A 16,544-nucleotide genomic window follows, 5' to 3' on the forward strand; every position below is an offset into this window, starting at 1 on the left:
GCGGTGTCTTGTTGCACAGTTCAGGCTGGCCGCGGAGTCCAAACTCGTCCGGGCGGCCGCTTCGGTCTCACGTGCCCCTAACTTTCGGCACGTGTAATCACCGGGAAGTTGTGCCGCTCACCGCGGCCCTTCAGGGGGTAATCCTTCCGCAACGGGAAGGCGGTAAATTCATCGGGCATCAGAATCCGACGCAGGTCCGGATGTCCTTCAAAGCGGATGCCGAACATGTCGAAGACTTCTCGCTCCAGCCAGTCGGCCCCTTTCCACAGCGGATAGACGCTGGGAAGCTGCGGCTCGGGGAGATTCAAGAAGGTCTTGATGATCAGCCGTTCGTTGACCGCCGTATTGACCAGCACGTAGATCACGCCGAAGCGGTCGGCGGCGTCGCCGTATTCGAGGTAATCGACCGCTGTGATTTCGGCCAGCAGGTCAAACCCGTAGTCGACCTTCAGGCATTCCAGAATGGGATACAGCTGTGCTGCCGGCACAACGATGCGGCGATTGTCGCGAAACGTACTTTCGCTGAGACCATCGCCAAATTTCGCCTGAAGTGCACTCAGCTCAACCATTCCAACATTCCGAGTCTGAAGAAAGGAACTGCCCCACGAACCTGCGGGGTTGGCTGCGATCCCTCTTGAGGAACCGCCGCCAGCCGGGTCAAGACTTGTGACCACCCCCGCCGAACTGCGGAGGAGTGTAGATTTCGAGGCCTGTCACCCGCGGGGCTTCGCGAGCCCGGCGGATTTCCTCGATATCGTAGGTCGGTGGACCCGTCGGGACGGTGCGGCTGGCAAACTCATTCGCCAGGAACGTTCCAGTTTTCTTGATCCGCTGCTGTGTTTCGATCACCGCGGCGAGCAACTGTTCCGGCCGCGGAGGACAGCCGGGAACGTACATGTCGACCGGAATGAACCGGTCCACCCCCTGCACCACGGCATAGGTGTCGAACACCCCGCCGGTACAGGCACAGGCTCCCATGGAGATGCACCACTTCGGCTCCGGCATCTGCAGCCAGATCCGCTGCAGCACGGGGAGCATTTTCATGACCACGCGACCGGCCACGATCAGCAGATCGCATTGCCGGGGGCTGAACCGCATCACTTCCGCTCCGAAACGGGCGATGTCGTGACGCGAAGCGGCGGTGGCCATCAATTCAATCCCGCAGCAGGCAGTGGCGAAGGGCATCGGCCACAGGCTGTTGGAACGGGCCCAGTTGGCAGCGGCGTCCAGCTGGGTCAAAAACACATTTTCCGGCAGTCCTAACGCCAACGGAACACCCCTTTACGCCAGGCGTACACAAAAGCAATCGCCAGCGTCGCCATGAAGACCAGCATTACGCCGAACACAGTCGTACGCAGGGCTGGATCGATTCCTGCGGCGTCGTATGCGCTGACCGACCACGGGTAGAGAAACAGAAGTTCCACGTCAAAGACGAGAAACAAAATGGCAACCAGGTAGAACTTGATGTCAAACGGATGGCGGGCATCGCCGATCGGATCGACCCCGGACTCGTAGGGCATGTCCTTGATAGGGGTTCTCTTGCGCGGCCCGATGAGGTGTGTCAGAATGAGATTTGTTGCGACAAATCCCACCAGGACAACCGCATACACCAGCAGAGGCGGGAGAGAGGGCATACAGTCCGTTTGACCTGCGATGTAGTAAATCTTGGAATCGGGAACGCTGCCAGGATGGTCGGCGATTCCGTCTGAAAGACAGATATTCGGCGAGTCATCCGTGCTTCCGATACGGGGATGTCGTGAAAATTCTGCCAGGCGTCCCCGGGCGGATCACCGTCGCGGATTCTAGGGAAGGGGGGCGCCCCTCACAAGCAATCCTCACAGGTGGGAAAAAATCCCACTCACTGTCTTAAATAAGATATCAGTAAATGCTTAAATGAGTTGCGTCGGAGTCTTGAGTTCCCCGCCCCCCCTGTGTCGTCTCACTGCCATCCGTCCGTCGACCCCTGCTGTGGGACACCGGGGCTCCTCCCGCAGCCGTGACCTGCCGACGCACGTTGTTGCGATTCAGTGTCAGTCGACTGGTGATTCCGGTTAGACTTCTCTTCGTTCCTCTGTCGCTGGTCACCGAGCCGTTGCGAGCCAATGCCCGAGTTGCCCGAAATCACCGCTTACATGGAGGCACTCGCTCCCCGAGTCGTCGCAACACAATTACTAAAAGTGAGAATTGCGAGCCCGTTTGTTCTGCGGACGTTCGATCCCCCGCTTGAAGGCACCTTCGGGCAAAATGTCGTCGAGTTGCGGCGGCTCGGTAAACGGATCGCGATCGGGCTCGAGAACGGTCTCTGGTTGGTCATTCATTTGATGATCGCCGGTCGACTGCAGTGGCAGCCCGCTGGGGTAGGGGCCTCCCGTCAGGGGATTGCCAGGTTTGAATTCGGTACGGGGACTCTCACGCTGACGGAGGCGGGATCTCGGAAACGGGCTTCGCTGCATGTCGTCACCAACTCGGGGCTGCTGTCGCACGATCCCGGTGGGATTGACGTTCTCACCTGCGGGCTTGAGGAATTTACGCAAGCTTTGACCACGACAAATCGGACCGTCAAACGGCAATTGACGAATCCCCTGCTTTTCAGCGGCATCGGGAACGCCTATTCAGATGAAATCCTGCATCGGGCACGGATTTCCCCCGTTCGGCAGACGCAGGAGCTGTCGACCGAGGAAATTGCCCGTCTGCACGAGGCGGTCCGCACGGTCCTGGTCGAGGGAATCGACCGGCTCAAGAAGGAAACGGGGACCGGCTTTCCGCTAAAAGTGACGGCCTTTCATCCTCAAATGGCGGTGCATGGGAAGTTTGGCGAGCCCTGTCCGGTATGTGGCTCGCTGATTCAGCGCATCGTCTACGCAGAGAACGAGACAAACTATTGTGCCAGTTGGCAGAACGATGGAAAAGTGCTGGCGGACCGCTCTCTGTCACGGCTACTGAAGGAGGACTGGCCGCGACGCATTGAAGATTGGGAGTAGCATCACCAAACTCAGACGCCGATTGCCGGTCAGTTTCCTTCCCGTCTGCGGGAAACCAAGCCTCAGCAGGCTGCGGAGTTGCGAGGACGGATCAACGTTTTACAATGTGGCGGCGTCCGGACGTGACCGTCGGGTCCCCGGAGGCAGACGACTGCGAAACCTTTCACAGCACCTTACTCGGGCACGTGTGACGTTATGAGCACATGGTTTCGGAATGTCTTCGGTGCCGTTTCCACGGTGCTCCACGGAATGTGGATCACGTTATTGACGATGGGGAAGACGTACCATCGCAAGGCGTTTACCGAAATCTACGAGTATCCGGAGCGGCCGGTTCCGGTCAAAGCCCGGTACCGTGGCTTTCACCGCTTCGATCTCACGACCTGCATCGGCTGCGAGAAATGTGCGGTCGCCTGTCCGGTCGACTGTATCTATATCGACAAGGTGAAGAGCCCCGTCGGCAAGGGGTTCCGGATCGATGGCTTTACGATCGACTACACCAAGTGCATGTTCTGCGCACTGTGTGTCGACCCGTGTCCGGTCGACTGCATTTTCATGGGGTCCAATCACGACCTCAGCTGTTACAGTCGCGATGGCTGCATCGTCGACTACGCCAAGCTGCCGCTGCAAATCGCCTGGGGGCAGTCGACGCTGAATCCGACTGCCGTGGCGGAATCAAAGGTTCTCTACCAGCCGGTCTGGGTGAAGGGAGAACCGAGTCCCTTCGAGTACCCGCAGCCCCAGTAACCAGTCCGCACTGATGATTTCCCCCAGCGGTGAATTGATTCTTCCAAGGATGACGGCGGTTCCATGACAGACCTCGCATTGCACCTGCTGCTGTTCACGATTGCCGGAGCGGTGCTGGTGATCGCCCCGCTGGTCCTGGGCTGGCTGGTCCGTCCCAAGTTGCCGACTGCGGAAAAACTGGCTCCGTATGAATGCGGCGAGCCAGCGATCGGCTCGAGTTACATTCAGTTCGACATCCGGTTTTACGTGGTGGCGCTGCTGTTCATCATTTTCGATGTGGAAGTGGCGTTCTTCTTCCCGTGGAGCACTGTTTTCGGCGGAGCAACTCAACTCGCCGATGAACGGCTCTCCGAAGTGGCCCGCAACAACCTGACCGACAAACTGCTCAACCTCACTCCTGGGACGACGACGACCGAAACCGCAATCTCGGCAGCCAATGGACTGTCGATGGCCTGGCTGGGACTGGCCGACATCCTGGTCTTTTTTGGTGTCTTGCTGGTCGGCTTCGCTTATGTCTGGAAACGCGGAGATCTGGACTGGGTGCGGGCTCTGGTCGAAAAATCGCGAGAAGCCCGTCTGCGGACGCGGGTGCCGGTCCTGGCGGAGCAGACTCCGCCGCGCGAACTGGTCTCGTGAACCGACAACTGACTTGCGGCGGCAGTCCTCGCAAGAACCTGACAGCTTCTACAAAGCTTCTACACTGAGACGATCAATGACGATTCAGGAAATCTGCTCCGTGCTGCTGGAGAAGTTCGGCGAACAGGTCATTACCGGAATCAAAACAGAAGCCAAAGATCCCTGGATTGAAGTCGCCCCGGCCTCCGTCGCCGAGGTGGCGACCTTTCTGAAGCACGACCCGCGACTGCGGTTCGATTCGCTCTGCGATCTGACGGGGGTCGATTATCTCGAAACCGATCCCAAACTGGCTCCCAAATTTCCATACCAGCCGCATCTGGAAGTGGTTTATCACCTCTACAGTCTGTCGCTGAAACACCGACTGACGATGAAGGCGCTTCTCCCCCGCTGGCTCAATGACCAACCGGGTCAACTTCCCGAAATCCCCTCGGTTTCGGGAGTGTGGGCCATCGCCGACTGGCATGAGCGGGAAGCCTTCGACCTGGTGGGCATCCGCTTTCTGAATCACCCGAATCTGGTCCGTATTCTGTGCGTGGATGACTGGGTGGGCCACCCGCTCCGCAAGGACTACGAATTCCCGCTTGAGTATCATGGCATGCGCGGCAAGTAGCATATTCCCGGCGGTCAACATTCTTCCGCTTCATCACCTCGACTCCATCTCTTCCTATGACGACTCAGCTTGAAGACCAACGCGTGATCGAGTTCGACGTCCGCACGGACGAGATGCTCGTGAACATGGGGCCACAGCATCCCAGCACGCACGGAGTGCTGCGGCTGCTGCTGCGGACCGATGGCGAAATCGTGCATGAAGTCGTCCCGCACATCGGTTACCTGCATCGCTGTGCGGAGAAAATCGGCGAGAACCTGACCGGGCCCCAGTGGATTCCCTACTCGGACCGGATGGATTACCTCGCAGCCATGAACATGAATCTCGGTATGGCGCTCGCCTTCGAGAAGCTGCTCGCCATCGAAGTTCCCGAGAAAGCGATGGTGGTGCGGCTGATCATCTCGGAACTCAACCGCATCGCCAGCCACCTCGTCGGCATGGGAGCCTATGGGTTGGACCTTGGCAGCTTCAGTCCGTTTTTGTATGCCTTTCGTGAACGGGAAATTATTCTCGATCTGTTTGAAGAAGTCTGCGGCGCACGGCTGACCTATAGCTACATCACACTCGGCGGGGCCACACACGATCTCCCGAAGCAGATTGAAATCCCGGAAGGACTCGCCGCACTCACCGGGCATCCGCCGGGAACGGTGATGTCCTGGTCGGATGCGGTTCTGCACTTCCTGAACTGGCTCGAAAAGCGGATTGCCGAATACCACGCGCTGCTGACCCGAAACTCGATTTTCATTAAGCGGACCGCGGGCATCGGCGTGCTCCCGGCGGAGATGGCAATCGACTACGGCTGCACCGGACCGGTGCTTCGCGGCAGCGGGGTTGATTTCGACCTGCGGCGGGATGGCGAAGCCATCTACACGCGGATGTATGCCGGTTACGACTTCAAGATTCCGGTCGCTCCGTTTGGTGGCCTGGGGCCGATTCCACCGGAAGTGGTCCTGGGTGACAACTGGTGCCGGTTCTTTGTCAGGATGATCGAAGTGGTGGAATCGATCAAACTGGTGCGGCAAGGGCTGGCCAAATACCCCACCGCGGCCGGTGCACATCGAGTCGCTTACAAGATGGCGACCAAGTTGCCGGTTGATGAGGCCTATCTGGAAACCGAGTGTCCGCGCGGGCAGATGGGGTTTTACATCGTGGGCGACGGTCAGGCAGAACCGCTGCGGGCACGGGCGAAAAGCTCCTGCTTCTGTAACCTGTCGATCACGGGGCCGCTCTGCGAAGGGGTGTTGATTGCCGACATTCCCGCCATTGTCGGTTCGCTGGATATCGTGATGGGTGAGATCGACCGCTAAGAGTAAGATCGACACTGACCTGCAGCATCAGCGGGCCTCCGTCTCTCGATCTGGCTGCGGGGAAAATCGCCCGTTCATTCACCTCGGTGCACGTCTGAGGTCGTTCGCGTTTGGCTCTGCAGCGATTCTCCATCTCCCCGTCTGATGTCGGGGTCAGATGTCGTCGATGGCGACGAGCCTCCGGCACTCAAGCATTTTGACTTCGGATTGCCCCGTCCTCGCCACGCGGAAATCAGCATTTCATCACACGAACCGCTCGCTGCGACGAGACAGGAAAGAGCGACCTGCGCTCAGCTGGGAATTTCGTTTCGATTGGCTGGATTGCGCTCCGGCTGCGATGCCGCAAATGGTGCCGGGAAGGTTCGACTCCCTGTCTTCCAGGGTGAGTGCCGTGCGGTTTGCTGACAAAACGACCCAATGCATTTACGCATATTCGGAATGAATAGGCGGCGATTTGCAGTACAACACATCCAGGGTTAAGCATGCCTTGACGTGATGAATGCCGGGAAGTTCGTCGATTTCAGGTCCGAAGTGTCGTTGAGGGACGACACAACAAAACCGGGTCGACGAACGCATCTCTTGGGGGCCAAAAGGTCTACGGGCAACTCTCGCGCTGAAGGCCACTTTCTGTTCTCGCGATTTTGTCGGATTCCTTTTCGTATCGTAGTAGTTCAGGAGACGCACATGCATCGTCGGCATCGTTCCGGATTCACGCTGATCGAATTGTTAGTCGTGATCGCGATTATTGCGGTGCTGATTGCACTGCTGCTCCCCGCAGTTCAGCAGGCGCGCGAAGCCGCCCGCAGAACCCAGTGTCGCAATAACTTCAAACAGATTGGCATCGCTCTCCATAACTATCACGATCAATTTCAGGTCTTTCCCCCTGGCAGCATCAATCATGTCACAGGAGGAATCGGGTGTGCCAATGGCAGTTGTCCTTCTCCTGTCTGGGCCTGGGGGGCGTTCATTCTGCCCATGATGGACCAGGCCGGTATGTACAACGGCATGCAGGTCGGCGCCCGACAGCCCTCTGTCGCTCTGGCGGCGTCCCCCGAACTGTTCAAGTCACCTGTTCAGGGGTATCGATGTCCGTCAGACGTCGGTCCCCTGATTATGGAACACACTTTCAACACCGTGACCGACACCGCGGGAGTGAGCCACGGGACTCTCGTGTCGAACTATGTCGGAAACGTGGGTGCGTTTATTCGGACCGACGCAGCACAGCCCACAACGGGAGACGACACAGATCGCTTCACCGGAATCTTCGCACATCGCAGCAGTGTCGGGGTGCGGGACATCACCGATGGGACGTCCAACACCATCATGCTGAGCGAACGGGCGTACTGGATGGGGCGGGTTGAATGCGCAGCCGCAAATGCCTTCGTCACTCGTAGTACCACCAACATGGATACGTATCACTCCTCCCAGCCTCTGGCCGTCACCGGACGCGGAGCCACGGTGATCAATGCTCCGGAGGGACGACGCCAGACAACTTCGAACTTCCTCATCAGCTGCGGGGTCGGATTCTCCAGCAATCACGAAGGAGGAATTTTTATCAGTCTGGCAGATGGCAGCGTTCGGTTTATGTCCGAAAACATCAACCACTCACCGTTCAACACCCTGAACAGTGCCTTCGAGCGCTTGCTGGCTCGGGATGACGGTCAGATGATCGGTGAATTTTGAGAACGCAGACATGAAAAAGAGGTTTGAGACGCTCAGAAACTGCTGATGCAAGGACCGGGACAATGCACTGCCGCATCGCCTCGGTCCAGCATTTTCCTGGTCATTGGATTCCCGCCGAGTTGATCCCCCGTTCTGCCTTCCAGACTTGGTTCCCCTCAAAACTCCTTTTCAGCGCCGCTCAGACCGGCGTCGATGTCTGCTCGATCTGCAAACTCGCCTGCCACTTCAGTTTCTCCTCTGTGGTAGACTGGGGTGAGGTGCGAACGTGATTCCAACCGAAAAATCGGATGAGCGATGAACTGTTTCCCATTCTTCCGCCCCGGGAATAACAAGCCTTCGCTCCGCAGCTGCCGCCTGCTCGCAGGGAGCCTGTTGTGCGGGATGTTCGTTGTCAGCATGGCTTGGGGCGACGACCGGATTCGCTTTAATCAAGATGTCCGGCCGATTCTTTCCGACAAGTGTTTTCATTGTCATGGACCGGATGCGGGCAATCGGAAGGCCGACTTGAGGCTGGACGAGCGGGAGGCGGCCTTGGCTGCTCATGCCTTGACTCCAGGGATGCCGAGCGACAGTGAGCTGCTCAGACGGGTGCAGAGCGAAGATGACTCCGAACGGATGCCCCCCGCAGAGTCACCACTGGGACGACTCACCCCTCAGGAGATTGAAACACTCCGCCGCTGGATTGAAGCAGGGGCGGAATACGAGCCGCACTGGTCATTCAACGCTCCTGCACCAACCGGGCACTTCTCACGAGTTCAGACGACTTCAGACCTCTCTGCCGCGATCGACGCCACGGTCGAAGAGACCCTCAACAAGCGGAGACTGACGCTGCAGCCCCAGGCGTCCCGGAAAACTCTGATCCGGCGGTTAACTTTCGATCTCACCGGTCTTCCCCCCACTCCGGAGGAGATTGCTGCATATCTGGCAGATGATTCGCTTCAGGCAACCGAGAAACTCGTTGATCGTCTGCTGGCCTCTCCCCGCTTCGGCGAACGGATGGCGGTCGATTGGCTCGATCTCTCCCGTTACGCCGACAGCTACGGGTTTCAGGTCGATCGCGAACGGAACGTCTGGCCCTGGCGGGATTGGGTGGTCTCTGCCCTGAACCGGAATCTGCCGTTTGACCAGTTCATCACCTGGCAGCTGGCCGGAGATCTGCTGGAGCAGCCGACTGATGAACAGATCCTCGCGACCGCGTTTCAGCGGATGCACCAGCAGGAGTCCGAAGGGGGAAGCATCGAAGAAGAATATCGCGTGGAATATGTTTGCGATCGGGTGCAGACCTTTGCGACGGCGTTCCTCGGACTGACGTTTGAATGTGCCCGCTGTCACGATCACAAATTCGATCCCATCACGCAGCGGGATTATTTCCAGCTGTTCGCGATGTTCCAGAACATTGACGAGGCGGGACTCTACACGTTTCGTCCCATTGCGACCCCGACTCCCAATCTGCCACTCACGACCAATTCGCAGAAGGCCCGTCTGGCGGAACTGCGGGCGGAGGTCCGGCAACAGGAACGGCAGTTGGGGGCGTTAGCCGACTCCCGTCTGGGGGAGTTCGACAGCTGGCTGGCATCACGCACAGCGGAAGTGCCCTCTCCATTCACGATTTCTGCGGAGCTGGGGCGATACCCGTTCGACAAACTCGAGGGGGGAAAGTCTGAAAACGTTCTCGCAGCCGACCGTCCCGCCAGTATGGACGACTCCACTCGGCTTGTGGCGGGGCGTTCAGGGCAGGTTCTGGAAATTTCGTCCGATGAACCGGTCAATCTGATGGACGGTGTGTTCTCACGAGATGAACCGTTCTCCATTTCCGTCTGGCTGCGGATACCGGAGATTAAGGAACGTTCAGTCATTCTGCATCGCTCCAAAGCGGTGACCGATGTGGCGAGCCGCGGCTACGAACTGACGATTGAACAGGGGCGACTCCGCTGGTCGTTGATTCATTTCTGGCCTGGAAACGCGATTTCGATTGAGACCAGTGACTCGATTCCTGTCGGGGAATGGACGCATGTCGTCCTCAGCAACGACGGTAGCAGTCGGGCGGAAGGGCTGCGACTGTTCCTGAATGGCAAGCCGGCCAAAGTCGAAGTCGTTCGCGATGGACTGACAAAATCCATTACCAGTGGCGAAGAACCGAAGGGCATGCAACTGGGAGCGCGTCATCGCGATCGCAGCTTTACCGGCGGACAGATGGACGACCTGCGGATTTTCGGTCGGGCGCTGACTCCGCTGGAAGTGCTTGCCACATACGATGAGCCGGTTGTCAGGGAGCTGCTCGCGAAAGACGCGGCTCAATGGACTCCCCAAGAGCGGCAGCTTGTTTACCGCTATTACCTGGAGACGTTCGATTCCGCATGGTCACAGCGCTCGCAGGGACTGCTGGCGGCCCGGAAAGCCCTGACGACGTTCGAGGATGGTCTCACCGAGATCATGGTGATGGAGGAACTTCCCGAACCGAAGCCGGCTTTTATTCTGAACCGGGGGGAGTATTCGCAGCGGGGTGAACCGGTGACGTCGAATGTCCCGGAATGGATTCTCCCCTTCTCCGGGGAACTCCCCCGTAATCGTCTCGGGTTGGCGAAGTGGATCACTGATCCCCGTCATCCGTTGACGGCGCGGGTGATCGTCAACCGCTTCTGGCAATCGTTGTTTGGACGCGGGCTGGTCAAAACCGCTGAAGACTTCGGGAGTCAGGGGGAGCGACCGGTCTATCCCCAGATTCTGGACGGACTCGCCTTCCATTTCAGCCACCACGGCTGGGACATGAAGGCATTGCTCAAAGCGATCGTCCTGAGCCGCACGTACCAGCAAAGCAGTGACGCCACTGCCGCAGCTTGGGAAGCGGACCCGGAAAACGCGTGGCTCGCCCGCGGGCCCCATTTCCGTCTGTCGGCAGAGATGATTCGTGATAACGCACTGGCTGTGTCTGGATTGCTCTCCGACACTGCCGGTGGCCCTCCGGTTTCTCCTTATGAAATGACCGAGGCCTACAAGCCGGTCAAAGTCAGCAAAGGGGACGGTGTCTATCGCAGAACTCTCTATACGCAGTGGCGTCGGACCTCTCCTCCTCCCGCATTGGTCGCGTTTGGAGCACCGACCCGTGCGGTCTGCGTCGCCCGGCGAGAACCGACCGATTCACCATTGCAGGCCTTTGTGCTCTTCAACGGAATCCAATACGTCGAAGCGGCCCGGGTGCTGGGAGAAAAGCTGCATCGGGATGCAAAGGGTGAACTCCCGGAGATGCTCACGCAAGGGATGCTGCGCTGTCTGGGACGCGAGCCCGATGAGATCGAAATCTCCATTCTGACCCGGCTCTATCAGGAGCAACTCGACCATTTCCAGAGTCATCCAAATGAAGCCAAAGAGCTGCTGGCGATCGGCAGCACACCTCGCGATTCCACAATTCCCGAAGAGGCGGCCGCCGCAGCCACGATTCTCGCCCAGGCTCTGCTCACTCATGACGGGACGATCATGCTCCGCTAGCCTCAACGGATGAGTGCAGGCACGGATTAATTTGAACGGGCAACTCCGACTCAGAACGGACGAATCGGCGGGCCATCAGGAAGCAAAAATGACCACCCCCTTCAACTCAACAGAATTCGCATCACTGCCGCAGTGCGAGGCAGGTTCGACTCCTTCTCGCCGCCGGTTCCTCACGCAGGCAGGGATGGGTCTCGGTGGCGTGGCGCTGGCCGAGATGCTCGCCCGCGACGCCCAGGCGGCGCCGGAGCGGGGAGTGCTCCAAAACCTCCACCTGCCGGCGAAGGCCAAGCGGGTCATCTATCTGTTCATGTCGGGGGCTCCGTCACAGATGGATCTGTTCGACTACAAGCCGGTGCTGAATGAGCGGCACGGTGAGCAGTTGCCTGATTCCGTCCGGGCCGGGCAGCGACTGACCGGCATGTCCGGACATCAGAGTTCGATCCCGATGGTCGGCTCCCCCTTTCGATTCCGGCAGCACGGCCAGTCGGGAGCCTGGCTGAGCGACCTGCTGCCCCACACGTCGCAGATTGTCGATGACATCTGCATTATCCGGACGATGTATACCGAGGCCATTAATCACGGCCCCGGGGTGACTTTCATGCAGACCGGAACCCAGATTCCCGGTCGTCCCAGTATCGGAGCCTGGCTGAGTTACGGACTGGGACGAGCCAGTGAGAATCTTCCGGCATTTGTGGTGATGACATCCGGCGGCGCCGGCGGCCAGCCGCTGGGGGCTCATCTCTGGGGGAGCGGGTTCATGCCCGCGCGGCATCAGGGGATCGAGTTCCGGGCTGCAGCCGATCCTGTGCTCTATCTCCGGAATCCTGCGGGGGTCAGTGCGCAGAGCCGCAGGATGCTGCTCGACCGGATGAACGACCTGCATCACCATCAGAATGAACTCACTCCCGATGCGGAAATCGAGGCCCGGATTCAGCACTACGAAATGGCCTACCAGATGCAGTCGAGCGTGCCCGAAGCGGTTGACCTCAGTCAGGAGCCCCGCACGGTCCTTGATCTGTATGGCCCGGATGTCGAAAAACCGGGGAGTTTTGCCGCCAACTGTCTGCTGGCCCGGCGGTTGGCTGAGAGAGGGGTCCGATTTATTCAGCTGTATCACAAAGACTGGGATCACCACTCCAATCTCCCGGAGATGCTTCCCGCAAGGTGCCGGGAATGTGATCAGCCCGCGGCAGCCCTCATTCTCGATCTGAAGCAGCGTGGCCTGCTCGACGATACGCTCGTCATCTGGGGGGGAGAATTTGGCCGGACGAGTTATTGTCAGGGAAAACTTCGAACTCAGTTCGGTCGCGATCATCATCCCCGCTGCTTTTCCATCTGGATGGCAGGGGGAGGGATTCGGCCCGGCACGGTCTACGGCGAGACGGACGAACTCAGTTACAACGTCGCGACGGATGGAGTCCACATCCATGATCTGCATGCGACGATTCTGAGGCAGCTGGGAATTGATCACGAGCAGCTGACCTACAAATTCCAGGGTCGCCGCTATCGGCTGACCGATGTTCACGGCAAGGTGGTTGTGGGAATTCTCACGTAGGGCCTTCTGACGGGCCCCTGTTCGACATGCGGAGAGAGACTGCGGAGCCCACGAAAATCGCGCTGCGCGGAGACTGGAAAGAGCAACCTGCGCTATTCCCGGCGGAAAAACGACTTTCTACAATGGCATGCTTTCACCGCCTGTCGATGAAGTGAGCCCATGCAGATTGTCCCTTATCCGCATCCCGCACTGCTGTACAAATCTGTTGATGTTCAGCAGATCGACGGCGTGCTGCGCCGTACCGTCAGCAAAATGTTTGAGCTGATGTATGAAGCGAAGGGAATCGGTCTGGCGGCCAATCAGGTAGGGCTTCCGTTCCGGTTTTTCATCGTGAACCTTGGAGAACGACAAGGGGAAGATGACGAAGAAATGGTCTTCCTGAATCCCCGGATTCTCCGCAAAAAAGGGAGCCAGGTTGGCGAAGAGGGCTGTCTGAGCCTGCCCGGTTTGTACGGCGACGTGCGCCGCGCCGAGAGTCTGGTGATCGAGGCCTTTGACCTCGATGGGCAAGGTTTCGAGATGGATCTCAACGACCTGGAAGCCCGTGTGGTCCAGCACGAAGGGGACCACCTCGACGGCATCCTCTTTACGGATCGGATGCGTGAAGAGGGAGCGAGCACACACGTCGACGTCCACATCCCCAAGTATGTCGCCGCTTATCAACAGGCCCAGCGCGAAGGGCTTGTCCCGCCTGATGAAGAGATCCGACGGGAGCTGGATCAGATGGCCCGCAGCGGAAAAATCCCTGAAGATTTTCCCGACCGCAGCTTCCCCAAGATTCCTGCTCCGAAACTGGAGTAGGAGAGCCGGGGGCTTTCTGGCCCCCGAGATTTCTCTATCTGAGGTCCGTGAGGCACTGTCCGTATTCCGCTGAGTGCAAACCAGACGCGACCAGCGGAATCGCGAATCGATGGCCGGTGCCGCCTCTCTGCGGTCGTGCCCGATTCAGGACAGGGATTCAGCGGGCCCGCCAGAAGTCATGCTCGGCCACATTCAGTGCGATGCGTGTCGGTTCCACGAGTTCCCGGAATCGTCGCGCGTCGTTGGGATAGCCGCGGGTTGGTTTCACATCCGGACATTTCCCCAGCCAGAAATCGTTGAACAGGTCCATCGCGAGTTCACGGACGTACTTCGAGACAATCGAAGCGCACGCCACCGGCAGATGTTGTTCTCCCTGCATCTGAAATCGCAATTCGGTCGACCCCACCCGATAACGACTGATTTCCCGTTTCTCTTCCACTCGAAAAATCATCTGGCCGTCCAGCACTTCTGACAGCAGTTCATCGTAGCGGTTGCGGCCCCCGTGCTTATCGCCCACGAACACGGTCGGAGTGGAGTCATCGGGTGACCAGGTTCGCCGCAACAGCTGGAACGCCAGACGGGACAACATCAGCCCTTTGCTGCCATGTTCTTCCGTCAGCCGATTGAATCGCGGTTCCACGACCACATCGCTGTGCACCTCCAGCAGTTCCACCCCGCACTTCTCCATGCAGCGGAGTAACTGCTCGCTCGCAGCTTCGACCTCCTCCGGAGTGGCTGCGACGGGCAGCTGCTGATCTTTCTCGTACCACGGCGGAAGAATGGCCGCGCCCGACGGCGACGATTCGCTTCCCACCAGTTGAGTCCACAGCTCGTGCAGACTGGCGGGCTGCCAGCCGAGGCATCGCAAAAGTGCCAGGGCGGACCGTTCCAGCGAGCGGAAGCCGTCTTTCCCGGTAAAGACGATCTTGGAATCGGCCAGGTGCAGCTTTCCCTTTTTCGTCGCCACCGCCTCGACCGCTCCTTTCAGCAGTCGATAGAACGGGCAGGCCCCCGGTTCGGCGGGAGTCTTCCATTTGGTGACGGTCAGCAGCAGCGGACCGAGGTTCGGACCGTACCCCGCCTCATCCATCCCGATAAAGTATCCGCCCCGCTGCAGGTTATTTCCCGATGCAGAAGCGGCTGAAGATGCGATCGAGGATGTCATCCGTGTAGACCTGTCCCACAATGCGGCCGAGGTGCTCCAGCACCTCACGTAATTCCAGTGCGATCAGTTCATCGCCGGCCCGTTCCCCGGTCAATTCGCACGCTCGCTGCACGCTCAGCAGGGCATGATGAAGGCTTTCTGCACAGCGGGCTGCGGTGGACGAGATCATCTCGGAACCGGAGGCCTCTGTCGAGAGTCGCCGCACAATCTCCTGTTGCAACGGCACCAGTCCCGACAGCTGTTCCGCCGAGACTGCCAGACGCTGCTCAATCTCGCCGATCGAACCGAGATCGGACTTCGTTTGAATTTCGAGCACCGGTGTTCCGGAGTCTCTGCATTCCGCCAGAAAACGTGCATTCGCTTCTGCTTCACGGGCATCCATCACCCCGGGTGTGCACCAGATGATGAGATGCGCCCGCTGCAGCTGATCGATTCGCAGTCCGGCAGCTGCCGCTTCAATGCCGTCGCGAGGAACTTCACATCCGGCGGTATCCAGCAGCTCCCACACGACACCGTCCTGCTGGAGCGTCGCGGAGAGGTAATCACGCGTCGTGCCTGCGATCGGCGAGACGAGTGCGGCATTCGTTCCCGCCAGCCGGTTGAACAGAGTGCTTTTCCCGGCGTTGGGCAGGCCAGCGAGCACCACCTTGAACCGCCCGGTCGATTGCATTCGCTGCTGCGATTGTTGCAGCAACCGCTGCAGAACGGTTTCACCTTCCCGCAGTCGGCGGGTCAGCTCCGGACGCTGAACGAATTCAATATCTTCCTCGACGAAATCAAGACCTGCTTCCAGGTCGGCCAGATGCAGCAGCAATTGCTCGCGGAGATCAGCAATTCGCCCTGAGATCCCCCCCGCGAGTTGACCCAGTGCGGTGCTCAAAGCCGCGGACGAGCCCGCATCAATGACCCCCAGCACCGCTTCCGCCTGTACGAGATCAATGCGTCCTGCCAGGAACGCCCGCAATGTGAATTCGCCCGGCTGCGCAGGACGGGCGCCGTGGTGATATAACGCGGTCAGAACTTCGTTCAGCAGGGGGGGCGATCCCGGGAGATGCAGTTCCGCGAGCGGTTCGCCCGTGAAGCTCCGCGCCGTCGGCCAGAGCAGCAGGTTTCCGGCGAACAGCAATTCTCCCCCCGCCACAGGAATCTCGATCGGGTAACTTCGGGAGCGGGTGCGGCTCCAGCTGTCGGACTTCAGGCCGAGTCGTTCCAGGACGGCGATTACGCCGGGTCCGCTGATTCGCAAAATCCCACGCTCTGCCGGACCGGGAGCAGAAGCAATGGCAGCGATGGTTTCGGACGGGGACCAGGTCATGAACGCAATCGGGACTCTGCAACAGCCAGAAAGACGTGTGGTCCGCACCACACTCAGGGGGAGAGCGATCGGACGAGAACATTTTGAGTTTTGGTTGCCCCGTTCTCACCACGCGGATATGAGCATTTCACCAGGCGAAACGCTTGCTGCGCGGGGACTGGAAAGAGCAACCTGCTCGGGAAAGTTTAACCGGCAACGATCGAAGATGTCACTCCGCAGCCCGCTTCTCTCCCTGACAGGGATGCGAACCGTTGAATCGGTCCA

Annotated in this window: 14 protein-coding genes; 9 read left to right on the forward strand and 5 right to left on the reverse strand. The window is 59.1% G+C overall.

Going from position 1 to position 16,544, the window contains the following annotated elements; translation table 11 throughout:
- Positions 1 to 77: 77 nt before the first annotated feature.
- The 3 genes from SH664x_RS06990 to SH664x_RS07000 form a co-directional block, all read right to left on the reverse strand.
- Complete coding sequence (locus tag SH664x_RS06990) at positions 78 to 569, reverse strand: NADH-quinone oxidoreductase subunit C (RefSeq protein ID WP_437206207.1); 492 nt, start codon at positions 567 to 569, stop codon at positions 78 to 80.
- A gap of 88 nt (positions 570 to 657) precedes the next feature.
- Positions 658 to 1,269, reverse strand: a complete 612-nt coding sequence (locus SH664x_RS06995; protein ID WP_437206209.1) for an NADH-quinone oxidoreductase subunit B — start codon at positions 1,267 to 1,269, stop codon at positions 658 to 660.
- Entirely contained in the window at positions 1,260 to 1,634 is a 375-nt protein-coding gene (locus SH664x_RS07000; RefSeq protein ID WP_437206211.1) for an NADH-quinone oxidoreductase subunit A, read from the reverse strand. Before SH664x_RS07000 ends, SH664x_RS06995 begins: the two co-directional genes overlap by 10 nt.
- A gap of 468 nt (positions 1,635 to 2,102) precedes the next feature.
- Here SH664x_RS07000 and SH664x_RS07005 point away from each other — a divergent pair, with 468 nt between their 5' ends.
- The 9 genes from SH664x_RS07005 (at position 2,103) to def (ending at position 13,800) form a co-directional block, all read left to right on the forward strand.
- A complete protein-coding gene (locus SH664x_RS07005; protein WP_437206213.1) occupies positions 2,103 to 2,981 on the forward strand; it encodes an Fpg/Nei family DNA glycosylase in 879 nt (292 codons plus the stop codon).
- 195 nt (positions 2,982 to 3,176) lie between these two features.
- On the forward strand, positions 3,177 to 3,725 hold the full coding sequence (locus SH664x_RS07010; RefSeq protein WP_437206215.1) for a 4Fe-4S binding protein: 549 nt from the start codon (positions 3,177 to 3,179) through the stop codon (positions 3,723 to 3,725).
- 63 nt (positions 3,726 to 3,788) lie between these two features.
- The gene (locus SH664x_RS07015; RefSeq protein ID WP_437206217.1) at positions 3,789 to 4,361 is read left to right on the forward strand and encodes an NADH-quinone oxidoreductase subunit A; all 573 of its coding nucleotides are present in this window, start codon (positions 3,789 to 3,791) and stop codon (positions 4,359 to 4,361) included.
- Between the two features lie 76 nt (positions 4,362 to 4,437).
- The gene (locus tag SH664x_RS07020) at positions 4,438 to 4,971 is read left to right on the forward strand and encodes an NADH-quinone oxidoreductase subunit C (RefSeq protein ID WP_437206219.1); all 534 of its coding nucleotides are present in this window, start codon (positions 4,438 to 4,440) and stop codon (positions 4,969 to 4,971) included.
- A 56-nt stretch (positions 4,972 to 5,027) separates the two neighbouring features.
- Complete coding sequence (locus SH664x_RS07025; protein ID WP_437206220.1) at positions 5,028 to 6,275, forward strand: NADH-quinone oxidoreductase subunit D; 1,248 nt, start codon at positions 5,028 to 5,030, stop codon at positions 6,273 to 6,275.
- Positions 6,276 to 6,959: 684 nt separating this feature from the next.
- Entirely contained in the window at positions 6,960 to 7,958 is a 999-nt protein-coding gene (locus tag SH664x_RS07030) for a DUF1559 family PulG-like putative transporter (RefSeq protein ID WP_437206222.1), read from the forward strand.
- A 294-nt stretch (positions 7,959 to 8,252) separates the two neighbouring features.
- Entirely contained in the window at positions 8,253 to 11,444 is a 3,192-nt protein-coding gene (locus SH664x_RS07035) for a DUF1553 domain-containing protein (RefSeq protein ID WP_437206224.1), read from the forward strand.
- Between the two features lie 184 nt (positions 11,445 to 11,628).
- Entirely contained in the window at positions 11,629 to 12,999 is a 1,371-nt protein-coding gene (locus SH664x_RS07040) for a DUF1501 domain-containing protein (RefSeq protein WP_437207190.1), read from the forward strand.
- Positions 13,000 to 13,158: 159 nt separating this feature from the next.
- Complete coding sequence (gene def, locus SH664x_RS07045) at positions 13,159 to 13,800, forward strand: peptide deformylase (protein ID WP_437206226.1); 642 nt, start codon at positions 13,159 to 13,161, stop codon at positions 13,798 to 13,800.
- A 157-nt stretch (positions 13,801 to 13,957) separates the two neighbouring features.
- Here def and SH664x_RS07050 read toward each other — a convergent pair whose 3' ends face one another.
- Both SH664x_RS07050 and SH664x_RS07055 read right to left on the reverse strand, forming a co-directional pair.
- Entirely contained in the window at positions 13,958 to 14,965 is a 1,008-nt protein-coding gene (locus SH664x_RS07050) for a hypothetical protein (protein WP_437206228.1), read from the reverse strand.
- Positions 14,919 to 16,280 carry a tRNA modification GTPase gene (locus tag SH664x_RS07055; RefSeq protein WP_437206230.1) on the reverse strand — a complete coding sequence of 454 codons (1,362 nt, stop codon included), beginning with the start codon at positions 16,278 to 16,280 and terminating at the stop codon, positions 14,919 to 14,921. The genes SH664x_RS07050 and SH664x_RS07055 overlap by 47 nt, the downstream gene beginning before the upstream one ends.
- Positions 16,281 to 16,544: the final 264 nt, after the last annotated feature.

It is taken from the genome of Planctomicrobium aquicomposti (assembly GCF_051466325.1).
In the GTDB taxonomy this organism is placed as follows: domain Bacteria; phylum Planctomycetota; class Planctomycetia; order Planctomycetales; family Planctomycetaceae; genus Planctomicrobium.